The sequence below is a fragment of the Bacillota bacterium genome (genome assembly GCA_030705925.1).
GTDB lineage: Bacteria > Bacillota > Clostridia > Oscillospirales > Feifaniaceae > JAUZPM01.
The window spans coordinates 19,943-35,932 of record JAUZPM010000019.1 but is presented as its reverse complement, the minus strand read 5'-3'; the positions used below and the strand labels follow the sequence as shown (position 1 = coordinate 35,932).

Below are 15,990 nucleotides of genomic sequence, written 5' to 3'. Positions count from 1 at the left end.
CCATTCGTCTGCAAGTCCGCCTGTTATTCTTTCGAAGTCTGAGTCGTTTAGTACATAATAAGAAGACGCCATCATGTCATAATGCAGATACTCCTGAAAAGAAACACTCAGTGTTTTGCGCGTCGTTATATTTGTGAGCTTGGTGGCATCGACCGGTATTCTGTCTTCACCGGTCCCATCTTCCGCAACCACAGCGGCAAATTTACCGGGAATTATATTAATATTCTGTCCGGTCATTAGGTTGAAGCTACTTGCAGATATGTAATTGCCCTCACCGTTCAGCTCGCGGTGTTCATAGTGAAACTTGCCACCGACGTCGTCAATTTCTTGCTTCCCGTCCTGGCCGAGAACTGCAAATTTTATGTCCTTCCAGCTTGTAATCATGACGTTATTTCCAAAAGCCATTTTCTCAATATCGTAGCGTGTCAGCATATTTTGGTCGGCACGGTAATGGAAAGCATAGTCTACCGGGCGGCTGTCTGTCTCCCGAATTGCACCCGTCCCGAGCATCGGTGAATAAAAAGCGGCAAAATATGTTCCGGCAATCAAAATCGTTATGACAAGCATGTTATTTACCGTCTGCCTGCCCTGAAATTTCATCATGCTGTGTGTAATGATGTTATTATACCTATTCTTGCCCTGCCTCCATCCCCGTACAACAGTATGGATCAATACCATGTAAAGGCCAATAAAAAGTGGCAGATAAGCAATATTAGTCCAGACGGGCGGATACCAGCGAAGAACCTTTACGAAGAAAGTCGGCAAAAAATATCCTCCAAATCCACCAACAATTATAAGCAAAATTCCCACGGGACCGCACCATGGCTTAGCATCATGAATTGGTTCGCTTTTACGCTGTTCGTTTAAGACGTCAATAATGTTGGTTCGTCCGATAAACCGCTTGCCCATAATTAACAGCGAAAAAAGTACAAAAAATGAGAACGCAACCGCAATCAGATAAGCCTGAGGGTCAAAGTATAAGGACATCTCCTGCGTATCTACAAGGAGAAGACGAAAAAGTTGCCAGATGCACCATGCCAGCGGAGTACCAAGCAATGCGCCAATAAGACAGGCACCTATTGAGATAAGCGCCAGTTCTTTAAAAAGCTGTCTACGTATCTGACCGCGTGAAGCGCCGAGCGCCATAAAAATACCGACCTCACGAGATTTATATCGGAAAAAAAGCGAAGCGGCGTAAGTCGTAAAAACGCCGCATCCAACAACGGCAAGTACAAAGATCATCATCACTTGCTTGCGAGAGTCGCCTCCTTCGGGCAATATTGCGAGAACGGTAGGCGAGCGCATCATGGATACGTAGACGGTAATCAACAGGACGGAAAAGAAGATACAAGAAACAAGCAGCAGATGGTTTTTTCTGTTTTGGCGGCGAAGCGCGGCATTTATTTCTCCAAAGGTCTTCATGCCACATCACCGCTCATTTCCTTAATTGCCTTAAGCAGTTCATCCTGAAACGCTCCACGTTCTTTTTCCTTCTTTTCCAAGCTCCTGTAAACAGCGCCGTCCCTCAATATGACGACCCTGTCACAGAAAGATGCTGCGAAGTTATCGTGCGTTACCATAAAAATCGTGGCGGAAAGCTTATTTCGTGCGTCCTCGAAGGAGGAAATCACGGCGCGGCTTGACTTCGAGTCCAGATTTCCGGTCGGTTCATCGGCCAAGATCATCAACGGTTCGTTGATCAGGGCACGTGCAACCGCAGCCCGCTGCTTCTCGCCCCCGGATATCTCGGCGGGATACTTGCTTTTAATATGGCCAATCCCAAAAAACTCGCAGAGCTCGTCCCCGCGCTGTTCCATTGCTTTGCTTGTATCTCCCCTTATAATGCGCGGCAGCAGGATATTATCCAGAACGCTAAGACCATCGAGCAGCATAAAATCCTGAAAAACAAAACCAAGTTTTTGATTGCGGACTTTGGCAAGGGAATCCTCGTTTAAGTTTTTCAATTCCTGTTCTCCCAGAGTAATTTGCCCTCCATCAAAAGGAATGTAGCAGGAAATACAATTTAAGAGAGTTGTTTTACCCGAACCGGAAGGCCCCATAACAGCGACAAACTCGCCCTGTGCCACCGTCAGGTTTACACCTTTGAGTACCTCATATGTCCCCATTTTGTATGATTTGCGCAGGTCTTTTACCTGAAGCATAATAAAACCACCTTTCTGTGCAACTATCCTACCTCAGTAAAGCGGTTAACGGATTTTGCTATGGCATATCTTGCTGTAAATTTGAAAGGTTTTGCATTGAGTTGATAAGTTTGTAAAGTTTTGCCGCCCTGATGTAATGATTTGCAGTCGGATATGAACAGCATGTTTTTATTTTGGCGGCTCTATGATAAGATTAAACAGGTATAGAAGGTGATGAAATGCTTCGGATAGGGATCTGCGATGATGAAATCGCTGCACGGGATACGCTCCGCCTTTCACTGGAACGTTTTCTTAAGGAAGACGAGGGGAAAGTTATATACGATTTTTCCTCTGGAGAGGGTGTCGTCAATTGGCTGACAAAACACTCCGGAGAATTAGACCTGCTTTTTTTGGATGTTGAACTAGGCGGAATTTCCGGGATGGAAGCGGCAAAACAAATCCGGCAGCAGTACACAAATCTAATGCTTGTATTTGTCACAGGATATGCCGACTTTGTTTTTGACGGTTATGCCGTGGGTGCGATGGATTATCTCGTAAAACCGATTAAAGAAGATAAGCTTTCACAGGTGCTTGTTCGTGCCCAAAAGCTTCTCGAATGTCAGCAACCTCAAACTTTTATCGTACATAATTCAGAAGGCTTGTACCGCATTGCCAAGAAGGATATCCTTTATTTATATAGTGATAAACGTCTGGTCAAGGTATTTACAGAAGCCCGTGAATATTCTTTTTATGGCAGACTGGATGACGCAGAAGCATCACTCGGTTCCGGCTTTGTCCGCATTCATCAACGTTACCTTGTTCGTGCGGGGGCAGTTTCTAAAATTGAGAAAAACAATGTCACTGTAGGTGATACCCGCCTGCCCATTAGTCGGACTTTGCAAAAGCCCGCCATGGCGGCGCTGGCCCGGAATATGATCGGAGGCGAAGCTCAGCCGTGAGTGTCGCAAAAATAGTTTTTAGAATACTCGATTATGTCTGTGGCTTTTTTGCACCATATATTATGCTTGTTTCTCTAGAACATTTTCTTCCGATCCGCGGAAAGCGCTGGGCTAAACCGGTGATGTACATTGGCTGCTGGCTGTTTGTCGGAATGGTTATTTATATTGGCGACCGTACGAATCTCCCGGGTGCCCTGATACCATTTGGTTTGGCAGTCTTTCTATGTTGCGAAGCTGATTGGCTTCAATGTCTGTCGATTACTTTAATTTTTGCAAGTCTTGGGCTGTCTTTTAATGCACTTGTGGACAGTTCTTTTATGCTGTGGGATATATCACACTATCTTCGCCTTCTGTTGTGGCTTGGTGTTTATTTCTCATTGAGGCGGTTTGCTCCGAAACAGGAATATAATCTGCCCCCGAGATTATGGGCGCTTATCGATGTCCTGACACTAACGCCTTTTGCAGCAACACTGATTACAGTTTTGCTGAGCCATGATATCGACAGGTTATCCGATAATATTCAAGGCTTTCTTTTACTCCTGGTGGTCACGCTTTCTTCCTTCGGGCTTCTGTGGGCGGTGGTGGTACTTGCTCGACAACAAAAGCTTGAACAGGAAAAAAGCTTTTATGAAATGAACCGGTTGTATTATAGAAATCTGGAACAGGAGCAGTTTCAGGTTAGGCGTCTGCGGCATGACATGGCAAACCATCTTCAGACAATGTCGGCACTGAAGGAGCCGGAATTACAAGAGTACATAAACGAGCTTATTTTTTCTCCGGCCATGGAACATGCGCAGAGGTCCTATGAAAACAATGTAGTCAATATTGTTATGGCTGCAAAAAAAGCAGTTATGGAGCAAAACAATATCAGAATGGATATAGAAATGTCGGTACCGCAGAAAATGCCTGTTCAGGCTGTAGATCTGTGCGCAGTTTTTGCAAACAGCATTGACAATGCAATTGAGGCTTGTGAAAAACTGCCAGAAGATCAAAGAAAGATCTCAATTAAGGCAAGAACGGATAAAGGCTTATTCGTTTTACAGGTGCAAAACCCTGTAAAAGGGAAAACAGTTATGGGAAATGGTATGCTCATTACGACGAAGCAAAACTCAGAGGCTCATGGCTTTGGGCTTGCCGGTATCCGGGAGATTGCCGTGCGGTACGGTGGATCTGTGGACATAACAGACGATGAGGGACAGTTTACGCTTCTTGTCTATTTCCCTTTAGATTAAAAAATAGTAATCCGGCAATTTAGTTTGACGGCGTTAAACAATTCTGAAAACGCACTATTTCATTGCTGTTCTTTTTAGAAAGTCAACAATTTAACAATTGATTTTAGGCAAACTTACTGAAAGGTAAGGGCACAAAGCTAAAGGGTCTAAGGTGCAAACGCATGATGCAGCCTGCTGCCGTGCCGCTACCGTGTAGCGGTCAGGCGTGATGAAGCGGACATCATTTTATTAATCGCTTTAATCGGTAACCTGTCAAAAAAAGTCTCATAGTACTTGGAATAATTATGGCCTGCCAAATAAAGCCTTTACATATTATTCCGTATATTTAAGTCACTTAATGGTTATCAATACTATCTACGAAATAGAGCGGTAATCAAGCTTTATGGATGTTACTTTAGCAGGAACATTGTATGGTAGGATTAACGAATCTTTGATATGCAGTAAATTATGAAAATGTATTTGTCCTAAAATTTCATAAATAAATCAAAAAGTGGCTAAGGCTTAAAACCTTAACCACTTTTCTTTTTTTGAATTACAACCACACCATTACAACGAAAAATCCATTACCCAAAATAGTGTTCTTATAATTCCCGTTTGGCGGAGAGGGCGGGATTCGAACCCGCGTGGCGTTGCCGCCAAACTGATTTCGAGTCAGCCCCGTTATGACCACTTCGATACCTCTCCATGTTAAATTGTTTTTCGCAGTCAGAAATCAAACCTGACGCAAAGTGTAAAAGCGATGAGTGCAAATTAATAAAATTACGAACCAGTTTTGTTATTACAACTGGCCTACTCTTAAAAAAGTATTGCTTAAATATTATACAATGATGTCGAACCTTTGTAAAGCTCGAATTTAATTATAGCAAGTATTATGCGAATTTTATACAAAATTAGGAAAAAGCACTATGCAAATATTAAAAAAGAAGTTACAATATAGAAAAAACAGGTAAGGGGTAATACAATGACATCGTCGGTGTTAAGCATGGGACTGTTCGGCTTAAATGCATATTGTGTAACTGTTGAGGCTGATGTGTCATCTGGATTGCCTGCATTTGACCTTGTCGGTTTGCCGGGAACAGCTGTAAAAGAGTCTAAAGACAGGGTCAGGGCTGCCCTTCAAAACTGTGGCATTGATTTCCCACACTCGCATATTACAATAAATTTAGCTCCTGCTGATATTCAAAAAGAATCCCCGATATATGATCTGCCAATTTTAATCGCGCTAGCCGCGGCAAGTGGGGAAATAAAAAAAGATTTAAAAGGTTATGTTTTTTTAGGGGAACTGTCGTTATTCGGAGAAATTAGGGCAATTGACGGTATTTTACCGATGCTTATGCAGGGCAAAAATTCAGGGTTAACTGATTTTTTTATTCCAGTAAGCAATGCTGCGGAAGCATCTATTCTAGAAGGTATAAATGTATATCCAATTAGTCATTTGTCACAGCTTTTATCATTTTTACGCGGTGAATCTGAGCTTAAACCTGCAGAACCAATGCATCTGTGTTTAAATAATGAACCGGATAACTGCAACGATTTCAGCGAAGTTGTTGGTCAAGAGCAGGTTAAGCGCGCGTTTGAAATTGCCGCCGCAGGTGGGCATAATCTTTTGATGGTGGGACCGCCAGGGTCTGGCAAAAGCATGCTCGCGAAGAGAATGCCTACTATATTGCCTCCTATGACAAAAGAGGAAATGCTTGAGGTTACAAAAATTTACTCATCCGAAGGGCTTCTTGATGGAGAACCATATGTTACAACACGCCCATTTAGGTCACCCCATCATACGATCTCGCCAGTTGCGCTTGCGGGTGGGGGTAAAAAAATACGTGCCGGCGAGGTTACACTGGCACATAACGGGGTCCTTTTTCTTGACGAACTCGCTGAATTTGCTAAAAATGCTCTTGATGTTTTACGTCAACCTCTCGAAGACGGAAAAATTACTATAAACAGAGCTTCAGGGGTTGTTTCATTTCCATCTAAATTGATGCTTATATGTGCAATGAATCCATGTAAATGTGGCAATCTAGGTCATCCGTATAAAAAATGTACATGCTCAGCTTCTGAAGTAAAAAGCTATTTATCTAGAATAAGCGGGCCACTGCTTGACAGAATAGACCTCCAGGTCGATGTTATGCCTGTAAGTTTTGATGCTTTAGAAAAAGGAAGGGCAGGCAGCACATCGGCAGAGATGCGTAAACGTGTTATAAAAGCACGGGGTATAGCCCAAAAAAGGCTAGCAAAGCATGGGCTGACATGCAACGCACAAATGCCACATGCCTTAATAAAGGAATACTGCAAAACTGATAAAGCGGCTACTGATTTATTAAAATCCGCTTTCAATGCAATGGGGCTTACCGCGCGCAGCTTTGACAAATTGCTCAAGCTTGCACGAACTGCTGCAGATTTGCGTGATAGTGACATAATTGAGGCGGCGGATGTTGCGGAAGTGCTTCAATATAGAATGTTAGATAAAAAGTACTTCGAACGAAAAAATATTTAATAATAGGATAATTTGTACATAACGGGCAGATAAAATTTCTGCCTTTTGTTATAAGTACACAGTATGCGGACATATCATGCTCAAAAATAATCAAAAACGTATAATCTTATTTTGCAAATGCCTTTATTATGCATTATTCTAAATCGGTAAAATTATATGCAATAGTCCGCACATGAGATACAAATTAAACATGTGTTAACATAAAATCTGTGGATAACCCTGTGCATAATGTGGATAACTTATGGACAAACCCTGAAACGCCCGAAAATACTGATGTAATTTTATACATTCCAGTTTCCTCCAGAATGTTATGTAACTTTTACGGAATAAGTAAAGTTTTACCTTTGATCTTAGGTATTTTGATACGATATTCTATATAATCGTCGCTTTCAGATTTGCTCGACTGTGCATTGATCCCTGATTGCTTCATTACAGCCACTGCATGATTTATTGTATTAACAAAAATGCGAACATCCCTGAATAAGGTTTTAGAGTGTTTTTTTTCAGACGGAGCTCCAGCTTCAAGCGTCTTAATTAATTTTTCTGTCTGTTCAACGTTAAGTCCTTCCGCAATCACTGTATTTAAAACTGATTCCTGTTGAAATACAGATGGCAGCTGCAATAGACTGCGAGCGTGCCGCTCTGTAAGTCCTGAAGCTTGGATTTTTTCACGCAAATAGTCAGGCAGTTTTAAAAGTCTTAATTTATTTGCAACTGCTGATTGGCTTTTACCAATGCGAATTGCTACGCTTTCCTGTGTAAGCCCATACGTTTCCATCAACCGGCGTATTCCTTCTGCTTCTTCAAAGAAATTAAGATCACAGCGCTGCAAATTCTCAATAAGTGCAAGCATTGATGACGATTGATCATCAATATTGCAAACAATGCAAGGAACTGTTTTAAATTCACACATCTTTGCAGCGCGAAGACGCCTCTCCCCTGCTATTAGTTCAAAAGTGCTGTTTTCTGATTTTCTTACTGTGAGCGGCTGCAAAATGCCATGCTGCATAATACTCATTGCAAGCTCTGAAAGGGAATCCGATTTAAAAACAGTGCGCGGCTGATTTGGATTTGGTATAATCTTTGAAACAGGAATTTCAACAATAGAACGCTCAGTTTTTATTTTTGTAAACAATACAATCACCTCCGGACAAGCCCATCATACCACAAACTGGAATAATTTTACATAAAACTATAAGACTTATAATGACAGAATATAAAAAAAATCCGCTTTTTATAGCGGATTTTTTGCAATTTGAGCTTGTTTTCTAGGGTATTTCGTTTGAATTTGCGATATTTTTTTTATAATAACAATGCTATGAATAATATCCGAAAAAGGAAGACTGATTTTTTTTGTTTCTATAAGTTTTCCTCCCAAAGTTCCGATTGCATTTTTAGCGTTTTCAACTTCGGCTTCAGCGTCGGGGCCTTTCATAGCAAGAAAATATCCGCCAACTTTAAGAAAAGGCAAACAATATTCACATAATGCTGAAAGATTTGATACTCCGCGGGCAGTTGCAATATCGTATTTCTCGCGGTGCGCTGGCGTACGGGATAATTCCTCAGCCCTGCCGTGTATCCCTGTTATACTTTGCAAATGTAATAGCCTTGCCGCATTAGTTAAAAAATCTATTCGTTTTGCGAGGCTGTCTAAAAGCGTCATTTCGATAGAGGGTAAAATTATTTTTATTGGAATGGAGGGAAAACCTGCGCCGCATCCTATATCGATCATTTTCATGTTCTCTTTTATAAGCCCTAATGTTAGCAATGAAAAACTGTCAAGGAAATGTTTAATCTGCACTTCATCATGATCAACAATTGCAGTCAGGTTCATATATTCGTTTACCCTTAAAAGCTCTTTCTCAAACGCAGAAAGACTGTTAAGCTCATTATCGTCAACATCAATCTTCCAAGTTGACAGACCATTTTTGACAAGATCCATGTCACTCAACGTCATTTCCTCCCTTACGCTGCATTAGATAGATTAGGAGAACTGATATATCTGCGGGATTTACACCTGAAATTCTTGATGCCTGACCTAAAGTTTTCGGCTTTATCTGAGAAAGCTTTTGTCTTGCCTCGATACGAAGCCCGCCAATAGCATTATATTCTATATCTTCCGGTAATAAACGCCGCTCGAGTTTTGCATTCTGAGCAACTTCTGAAAGCTGACGGCGGATATACCCCTCATATTTGATCTTTATCTCCACTTCTTCTTTCACATACCACGGAAGAAGCGGCCTCTCTGGGTCGGCAAAAGCAAGCCCATCATATGTGAGTTGGGGACGCCTTAATAGTTCATCCATGCGTATGCCGGAATGGAGCGGTGCAGTTTCAGATTCATTTAAATAAGCGTTTACTTTTTCAGACGGAGGCACAATAACGCAGTGCAAGCGCTCGATTTCGCCCCTTATTGCTTCTTTTTTACTTAGATAACGATCATATTCCTCTTCAGTTATAAGACCTATATCATAGCCTATCGGCATCAGACGTTCGTCAGCGTTATCCTGCCTTAATAAAAGACGATATTCGCTTCTGGATGTCATCATTCGGTATGGTTCATTAGTCCCTTTGGTAACAAGATCATCGATTAGAGTGCCGATATATGACCCGCTGCGCTCTAAAATGACAGGCTCTCTGTTAAGCAGCTTCAAAGCTGCGTTTATTCCGGCGACAAGCCCCTGAGCCGCTGCCTCTTCATACCCTGATGTACCGTTGAACTGACCGGCACCATAAAGCCCTGCTATTTCCTTGAACTCAAGTGTCGGATAAAGCTGAAGAGGATCACAGCAGTCATATTCAATAGCATATGCCGGCCGCATAATAGAAACATTTTCGAGTCCGCCAACAGTAGCATACATAGCGGATTGAACGTCAGTTGGCAGTGAACTTGACATGCCCTGAATGTACATTTCATCTGTTTGAAGCCCCATTGGCTCAATAAAAAGCTGATGCCTGTCTTTATCTTTAAAACGCACTACCTTATCCTCGATACTCGGACAATAACGTGGGCCGACCCCCTCTATCATACCGCTGTATAACGGTGAACGGTGAAGATTTGCCCGGATAATATCATGGGTTTTGGTATTGGTATACGTTAAATGGCATACAACCCTGTTTTTAAATTCAGACTGGCGGTCGGCGTTCGAGAAGGACATTGGAACTATGAAGGAGTCTCCCTCTTGAATCTCCATCTTTGAAAAATCAAGAGAGCGGCGATTAACGCGCGCGGGTGTTCCTGTTTTAAAGCGCCTTAAATTTACGCCGATTTCACGGAGTGCCTCGGATAACTCGTTTGCTGCAAACAGTCCGTCAGGGCCGCCGCTGTAAGATTTATCGCCAATAATTATCTTTCCGCGCAAGTATGTGCCGCTGCATACAATAGCGGCGTTAACGTTGTATATTTCATCGAGTCGTGTGACGACCGAACTGACTTTTCCGTCTTTCACATTTACGCGCACGATTTCTGCTTGTTTTAAATCCAGATTTTCCTGTTTTTCCAAAAATGATTTTGCATATGTCTGATACATACGCCTGTCTATCTGGCAGCGCGGGGAATGTATAGCTGGCCCCCTGCCGCTGTTCAGCATTCGGCTTTGAATGAAGGTTTCGTCAGAGGCTTTAGCAATAAATCCGCCTAGCGCGTCGATTTCTCTGACAAGATGCCCCTTTGCTGAGCCGCCTATACAAGGATTGCATGGCAGATTAGCAAGTGCATCAAGATTTAGTGTAAAAAGCGCGACATGAAGACCGAGTTTTGCCCCTGCAAGTGCAGCCTCAATTCCGGCATGTCCCGCCCCAATAACTGCAATATCGTATTCTCCCGCAATATAGCCCATTTATCTATTTCCCCACACAAAAGTTTTCAAAAATCCTGTCTATAATATCATCAGTAACAGTATCTCCTGTTATAAGTCCAAGAGAAGAAAGTGCATCGCGTACATCCAGTTCCGCAATCTCCGCCGGAATGCCGGAAAGCAGGGCATCCTTTGCTCTTAAAACCGCTTCTCTAGCTTTTAAAACCGCATTTTTATGTCTAATATTTGTCAGGTGCGGTTCACTATAATCAAAAGATATTTCACCGACAGCAGTTTTAACAAGTTTTTTAGAAAGTTTATCTGCTCCCTCGCCTGTCTTGGCGCTTATTTCAATTACATTATTAAAATGCTTATGAATTATTTCCCTATCTAAAGCATCTGGCAAGTCGGATTTATTTATAACCGCAATACACTTCTTGTCAGCGGTTAATTTTATAATGTCAAAATCCTCATCGGTAAGCGGCGCTGTCCGGTCAAAAACACATATAACAAGCTCTGAATTTAAAATTGCGTTTTTCGCGCGCTCAACGCCTATTTTTTCAACAGTCTCATTTGATTCACGGATACCTGCGGTATCGCTGATATTAAACAGTATACCGCCCACTTCAACTGATTCAGAAATGATATCCCGCGTTGTTCCGGCAATTTCCGTTACAATACTTTTCTCAGTTCCAGACAGCATATTTAGTAAAGACGATTTCCCAACGTTTGGTCTGCCGCATATCGCGGTTGGGATGCCGTCCTTAATTATCCTGCCGGTATTATATGATTCGATCAGCTCATCTATATCTGCTATTATTTTATTAAGATCATTTGCTGTTGATAATACATCAGGCTCTTCGATTCCCTCTGAAGAAAAATCGACAAACGCCATAATAGAGGCGTCTATATCTGCAAGCTGGCCGCGCAGTTTTGTAATGCGTCTGCGCAGAGAACCTGAAGCCTGTGAAAAAGCTTCCTTTGCGCCTAAAGAGCTTTTAGCTCCGATTATATCTATAACTGCTTCACTTTGTGAAAGATCCATTTTTCCGTTTAAGAAAGCCCGTTTAGTGAATTCCCCGCGCTCAGCCGGATATGCGCCGCATTCTATAAGTCTGTTAAGCACACGAGTAAGCAAAAGCACATTACCGTGACAGGAAATTTCAGCCACATTCTCACCGGTATATGAGTATGGCTCACGGAATATTGAGCAGACAGCATCATCAATACGTTCTCCGCTTTTATCGGTTACACTTCCAAAAACAGCGCTGTTTGCGGCATATTCGGTAAGCAATTTCCCGCTTTTGGGGTGAAATGCTTTGCCAGCTATTTTAATAGCGTCTGTTCCTGTCAATCGTACAACTCCGATAGCGGCATTTACTAAAGCAGTAGATATTGCAGCAACAGTAACCGCTTCCGACAATATTATCCCTCCCGGTATTAAATCAATAAGAACGGGGGCAGATCCATCCACCCCCGTTAAGTTTATCTATTAGGCTGTCTTTTAAACTTTTTGGGAAAATCCGGTCCGTTATATTTAACAACGACTCTTCTGTTAGGATCAACACCCACGGACGAGGTAGTGATATTTTTACTATCCTGAAGAGTTGAATGGATTATTCTGCGTTCATAGGGATTCATTGGCTCTAATGTAACGCTCTTCTTGTATTTTTCAACTCTTGCAGCAACTTTTTTAGCCAGAGCAGAAAGAGAATCTTCTCGCTTTTGACGGTAATTTTCAGTATCTATTGCAACCTTTACATACTCACTGCTGTTTTTATTAACAACAAGGCTTGTCAGATACTGTAATGCATCAAGGGTTTCTCCGCGCCGCCCAATGACGATGCCCATTTTTTCACCTTTTAGTTCAATGTTGACCCCGTCTTCTGCTGTTTTTGTTTCGATTTCTGCATCAACCTGCATAATATTCAACACTTCATGTAAGAAATTTTTACAGATATCAGCTGCACCATCTGGCTCAGATATTATTAGCTTTACTTTAGCATTCGTAGATATAAGTCCCAAAAAAGATTTTGACGGAGTTTCGATAACTTCAACTGTGACATTGTCACGATCAACCTTGAGTTCTGAGCAGCCGGCATTAATTGCGTCGTCAATTGTTTTGCCTGTGAAAATGTATTCTTTATTCATTTTCTTCCTCCTGTTCTGCAGAATCTTGTTCATCAACCTCGCCTGTACTTTCATTGCTGTCATTCAGCGACTGCAGAGGAGGCAACCCGGCTTTTTTTCTTCGATCATTTTTTTCAGCCAGCGTACGTGCTTCTATTTCAGCGGATTTTTTTGCTGCCTGTTCAGCCTTTCTGCGTTTTCTTGCCTCGACTGCTCGTTGCAGTTCAGCCTGTGCATCGGCAGCTGCTTTTGCAGGGCTGTAAAGTTTATTGAGGAGCAGCGTTTGGAATGCAGCCATTAAACTAGATATAGACCAGTAAATTCCAACGCCAATAGGAACTTGATAAGTAAACCAAAGCGATACTAAAGGCATGGTGATGTTCATCATTTTCATGGTGGAATTTGCTTGCGCGCCAGCACTGACATATTTACTGGATGCCTGTGATACAACACCCGACAAATAAGCAGTGAGACCGGCAAGAATTGGAATAATCAATGTATAAGGAGAATGGAAATTTGGACTGTCACCAAGATTAAATCCAAGAAAGTTTAAATTAATTATTTTTGTGCCTGCAGGCAATATATTTGCAACTAAATCCTTTTTATTCAACATGGCTTGAGCGATACTTACTTCATTATATCTGCTTGCAGCCTTTGTGATATTTAGCGCTTGTGATAATTTATTTATAGTATCCGACGGTAATTGCAAAATATAACTCAGCGGTCGAGTAATTATAATATACAATACATATATTATTGGCATTTGTATTACAAGAGGAAGACAGCCTGCCGCTGGATTGTGCCCTTCCTTTTGATACAACTCCATGATTTTCTGGTTTAAAAGGTTTTTATCATTAGCATACCTTTTGCGGATCAAATCTTCTTTCGGCTTTATTTTAATCTGGCGAAGCGTGCTTTTTTGCTGTTTAACTCCAAGAGGTATAAGAAGAAGTCTAACTATAATCGTAAATGCTATGATAGCTAGTCCATATGATCCGAATACTTGATAACATATACGTAAAACGAACCCTAATGGCTGAACCAAAATCAGGTCGAAGATATTTTTCATATAAACCTCCAACGGTTATATCGATTTTAATTATCTGTGCTGCTTTCGAGGCGGAACAGGATCAAAGCCGCCCTTTCCGAATGGATTGCACCTAAGAATGCGCCACAAAGCCAAAACCCCACCCTTAAATACGCCATGGGTTTCGATTGCCTCAATAGCATATTGTGAACAGGATGGAACATAACGGCAAGATGAAGGCAAAAAGGGCGATATCTGTTTTTTATAAAACAGGATCAGCGCTATCATCAATTTTTTCATTCTTTTCGCCCTTTGTAATTACGCCGATTTCCGAAAACATCTTTCTAAGTGACCGCAGCACTTGGTCACACCCGGCTGTGACACACCGGGTCCGAGCTACTAGAATAATATCAAAACCAGGATTTATTTCATTCTCCAATAATCTATATGCCTCGCGCATCAAACGTTTTGCTCTGTTACGTTCAACCGCACCGCCAAGTTTTTTACTGACTGTAAGGCCAAGGCGACCGGCTTTGCCGCGCGTTTTATATGCATATACGGCAACAAACGGGCCAACGATACTTTTGCCCCTTCGATACGCTCTTTTAAATTCAAAGTTTTTTTTGATTGCTGCTGTTTTCTTCATAAATTCTTAAAGGTGGATATTAAGCAAAAAGACCGAGTGGGTCTCAGTCTTAGTGTGATAATCTTGCTCTTCCTCTTGCTCTTCTGCGCGCCAGTACGTTTCTTCCGCCTGCTGTGTGCATTCTTTTTCTAAACCCGTGTACCTTGGCTCTGTGTCTTTTTTTAGGCTGGTATGTTCTAAGCATACAAACCCTCCTTTCGCGCTGTATATCATTTTATTATTAATCAAATACTTGGACAACCGCGTATACGGCAAAGAATATTATATCCATTATATATATAATTGTCAACTAAAATTTTACGTTATTGGCATATCGCATAAAGCGCGGCGGACAAGATCAAGTGCATTTGAGGCTGCTAAAGTACGGCGAAAACTTCTGTCTGCAGTAGAACGATAAATATGAATTTCTTTTGTATGGCTGAAATTTTTGGTTGATAAACCAATGAAAACAAGACCTACTGGTTTTTCTTCAGTTCCTCCGCCAGGTCCCGCTATTCCAGTTATGGAAACGCCTATATCAGCACCTGTTACATTTCGTACGCCGTCAGCCATCTCAATTGCAGTCTGGGCGCTCACCGCACCATATTCTTCAAGAGTTTCAGGCTTCACCCCTAGTTCTCTTATTTTTGCCTTGTTTGCATAAGTTATGAATCCATACTCAAAAACATCAGAAGCTCCTGCAATGTCGGTGATACGTTTAGCTAAAAGCCCACCTGTACACGATTCAGCAGTCGCCAATGTCATATGCTTTTCTTTCAATAGCTTAACGACGGTTTCCTCAAGACTATCGACATCGACGCCGTATACGTAATTTGACAGAGTCCTGCTTATTATCTTTATAGGTTCCTCGGTCATTTTAAAAGCTTCTTCTTTTGTCGGTGCTTTTGCTGTTACCTGAAGTTGCATTTCCCCTTCTTTTACATAAGGAGCTACAGTTGGGTTTTTGCTGTTTTGAAGAAGATCCGACAATTTATCGTCTACAGTTGCCTCCCAAATCCCGAATATACGGACGCTGCGTTTTACGATGACACTGTTGGACTTTTTTTGTAAATATGGTGATACATAATTATCAAACAGAGGACACATTTCACGTGGCGGTCCAGGAAGTAAAATGACTGTTTTTCCCTCGTTTTCAATGGCAAGAGCGTTCGCACTGCCCCATTCATTTTCAAATACGACAGCTCCTTCCGGCATTTGTGCCTGATGCAGGCTGTTTTCGGTTATTTCCTTTCCGGCACGTCCATAATATTCACGAACATGATTCATGCTTTGCTCATCTATCACAAGCTTTCGATTAAGCGCTTCCGCCACAGTTTGTTTCGTCATATCGTCATAAGTCGGTCCCAGTCCCCCGGTGAGGATTACGATATCGCTGCGAGATAGAGCAAGCGCCAGAATTTCCTTAAGTCTAGGTCCGTTATCGCCGACAACAGTCTGATAATAACAGTCGATTCCAAGATCCTTGAGTCCCAGCGCAATATGCTGCGCATTTGTGTTCACAATATTTCCAAGCAAAAGCTCGGTTCCTACATTAATAATTTCAGCTTTCATATAATGCTCC

Annotated in this window: 15 protein-coding genes, 1 tRNA gene and 1 riboswitch; of the genes, 3 read left to right on the top strand and 13 right to left on the bottom strand. The window is 41.9% G+C overall.

Going from position 1 to position 15,990, the window contains the following annotated elements; all coding sequences use genetic code 11:
* Together Q8865_04585 and Q8865_04580 are read right to left on the bottom strand one after the other, a co-directional pair.
* Positions 1–1,422: ABC transporter permease (locus Q8865_04585; protein MDP4152708.1), on the bottom strand; the 1,422-nt coding region annotated here is incomplete at its 3' end.
* Positions 1,419–2,162, bottom strand: coding sequence for an ABC transporter ATP-binding protein (locus Q8865_04580; GenBank protein MDP4152707.1), 744 nt, complete (start codon positions 2,160–2,162; stop codon positions 1,419–1,421). The genes Q8865_04585 and Q8865_04580, both read right to left, overlap by 4 nt.
* Positions 2,163–2,380: 218 nt before the next feature.
* On the opposite strand from Q8865_04580, the gene Q8865_04575 reads away from it, so the two are divergent.
* Both Q8865_04575 and Q8865_04570 read left to right on the top strand, forming a co-directional pair.
* Positions 2,381–3,100 carry a LytTR family DNA-binding domain-containing protein gene (locus Q8865_04575; GenBank protein ID MDP4152706.1) on the top strand — a complete coding sequence of 240 codons (720 nt, stop codon included), beginning with the start codon at positions 2,381–2,383 and terminating at the stop codon, positions 3,098–3,100.
* The gene (locus Q8865_04570) at positions 3,097–4,332 is read left to right on the top strand and encodes a GHKL domain-containing protein (GenBank protein MDP4152705.1); all 1,236 of its coding nucleotides are present in this window, start codon (positions 3,097–3,099) and stop codon (positions 4,330–4,332) included. Before Q8865_04575 ends, Q8865_04570 begins: the two co-directional genes overlap by 4 nt.
* A gap of 96 nt (positions 4,333–4,428) precedes the next feature.
* Positions 4,429–4,514, top strand: a riboswitch (cyclic di-GMP riboswitch).
* Between the two features lie 413 nt (positions 4,515–4,927).
* Here the strand turns inward: Q8865_04570 and Q8865_04565 are convergent.
* Positions 4,928–5,016 (bottom strand) — tRNA-Ser (locus Q8865_04565).
* A gap of 277 nt (positions 5,017–5,293) precedes the next feature.
* Between Q8865_04565 and Q8865_04560 the strand changes: the two genes are divergently transcribed.
* A complete protein-coding gene (locus Q8865_04560) occupies positions 5,294–6,829 on the top strand; it encodes a YifB family Mg chelatase-like AAA ATPase (protein MDP4152704.1) in 1,536 nt (511 codons plus the stop codon).
* 319 nt (positions 6,830–7,148) lie between these two features.
* On the opposite strand, the gene noc is transcribed toward Q8865_04560, so the two are convergent.
* The 10 genes from noc to Q8865_04510 form a co-directional block, all read right to left on the bottom strand.
* Positions 7,149–7,964: a nucleoid occlusion protein gene (gene noc / locus Q8865_04555; protein MDP4152703.1), complete on the bottom strand. Its 816-nt coding sequence runs from the start codon at positions 7,962–7,964 to the stop codon at positions 7,149–7,151.
* 99 nt (positions 7,965–8,063) lie between these two features.
* The gene (gene rsmG, locus Q8865_04550; protein MDP4152702.1) at positions 8,064–8,771 is read right to left on the bottom strand and encodes a 16S rRNA (guanine(527)-N(7))-methyltransferase RsmG; all 708 of its coding nucleotides are present in this window, start codon (positions 8,769–8,771) and stop codon (positions 8,064–8,066) included.
* A gap of 1 nt (position 8,772) precedes the next feature.
* Positions 8,773–10,668, bottom strand: coding sequence for a tRNA uridine-5-carboxymethylaminomethyl(34) synthesis enzyme MnmG (mnmG, locus tag Q8865_04545; protein ID MDP4152701.1), 1,896 nt, complete (start codon positions 10,666–10,668; stop codon positions 8,773–8,775).
* A 4-nt stretch (positions 10,669–10,672) separates the two neighbouring features.
* Positions 10,673–12,049, bottom strand: a complete 1,377-nt coding sequence (mnmE, locus tag Q8865_04540) for a tRNA uridine-5-carboxymethylaminomethyl(34) synthesis GTPase MnmE (GenBank protein ID MDP4152700.1) — start codon at positions 12,047–12,049, stop codon at positions 10,673–10,675.
* A 62-nt stretch (positions 12,050–12,111) separates the two neighbouring features.
* Positions 12,112–12,777, bottom strand: a complete 666-nt coding sequence (gene jag / locus Q8865_04535) for an RNA-binding cell elongation regulator Jag/EloR (GenBank protein ID MDP4152699.1) — start codon at positions 12,775–12,777, stop codon at positions 12,112–12,114.
* Positions 12,770–13,825, bottom strand: a complete 1,056-nt coding sequence (locus Q8865_04530; GenBank protein MDP4152698.1) for a YidC/Oxa1 family membrane protein insertase — start codon at positions 13,823–13,825, stop codon at positions 12,770–12,772. Before Q8865_04530 ends, jag begins: the two co-directional genes overlap by 8 nt.
* Before the next feature lie 30 nt (positions 13,826–13,855).
* Positions 13,856–14,083, bottom strand: a complete 228-nt coding sequence (gene yidD / locus Q8865_04525; GenBank protein MDP4152697.1) for a membrane protein insertion efficiency factor YidD — start codon at positions 14,081–14,083, stop codon at positions 13,856–13,858.
* The gene (rnpA, locus tag Q8865_04520) at positions 14,046–14,429 is read right to left on the bottom strand and encodes a ribonuclease P protein component (GenBank protein ID MDP4152696.1); all 384 of its coding nucleotides are present in this window, start codon (positions 14,427–14,429) and stop codon (positions 14,046–14,048) included. The genes yidD and rnpA overlap by 38 nt, the downstream gene beginning before the upstream one ends.
* A 49-nt stretch (positions 14,430–14,478) precedes the next feature.
* Entirely contained in the window at positions 14,479–14,613 is a 135-nt protein-coding gene (gene rpmH / locus Q8865_04515) for a 50S ribosomal protein L34 (GenBank protein MDP4152695.1), read from the bottom strand.
* Between the two features lie 113 nt (positions 14,614–14,726).
* Positions 14,727–15,980: a competence/damage-inducible protein A gene (locus tag Q8865_04510; protein MDP4152694.1), complete on the bottom strand. Its 1,254-nt coding sequence runs from the start codon at positions 15,978–15,980 to the stop codon at positions 14,727–14,729.
* Positions 15,981–15,990 lie beyond the last annotated feature (10 nt).

Excerpts from the sequence above, each read along its gene's own strand:
- Q8865_04575 (MDP4152706.1), top strand. The coding sequence starts at position 2,381 with ATGCTTCGGATAGGGATCTGCGATGATGAAATCGCTGCACGGGATACG.
- Q8865_04560 (MDP4152704.1), top strand. The coding sequence starts at position 5,294 with ATGACATCGTCGGTGTTAAGCATGGGACTGTTCGGCTTAAATGCATAT.
- Q8865_04580 (MDP4152707.1), bottom strand. The coding sequence starts at position 2,162 with ATGCTTCAGGTAAAAGACCTGCGCAAATCATACAAAATGGGGACATAT.
- rpmH (MDP4152695.1), bottom strand. The coding sequence starts at position 14,613 with ATGCTTAGAACATACCAGCCTAAAAAAAGACACAGAGCCAAGGTACAC.
- yidD (MDP4152697.1), bottom strand. The coding sequence starts at position 14,083 with ATGAAAAAATTGATGATAGCGCTGATCCTGTTTTATAAAAAACAGATA.
- mnmG (MDP4152701.1), bottom strand. The coding sequence starts at position 10,668 with ATGGGCTATATTGCGGGAGAATACGATATTGCAGTTATTGGGGCGGGA.
- Q8865_04510 (MDP4152694.1), bottom strand. The coding sequence starts at position 15,980 with ATGAAAGCTGAAATTATTAATGTAGGAACCGAGCTTTTGCTTGGAAAT.
- Q8865_04530 (MDP4152698.1), bottom strand. The coding sequence starts at position 13,825 with ATGAAAAATATCTTCGACCTGATTTTGGTTCAGCCATTAGGGTTCGTT.
- jag (MDP4152699.1), bottom strand. The coding sequence starts at position 12,777 with ATGAATAAAGAATACATTTTCACAGGCAAAACAATTGACGACGCAATT.
- rsmG (MDP4152702.1), bottom strand. The coding sequence starts at position 8,771 with ATGGATCTTGTCAAAAATGGTCTGTCAACTTGGAAGATTGATGTTGAC.
- rnpA (MDP4152696.1), bottom strand. The coding sequence starts at position 14,429 with ATGAAGAAAACAGCAGCAATCAAAAAAAACTTTGAATTTAAAAGAGCG.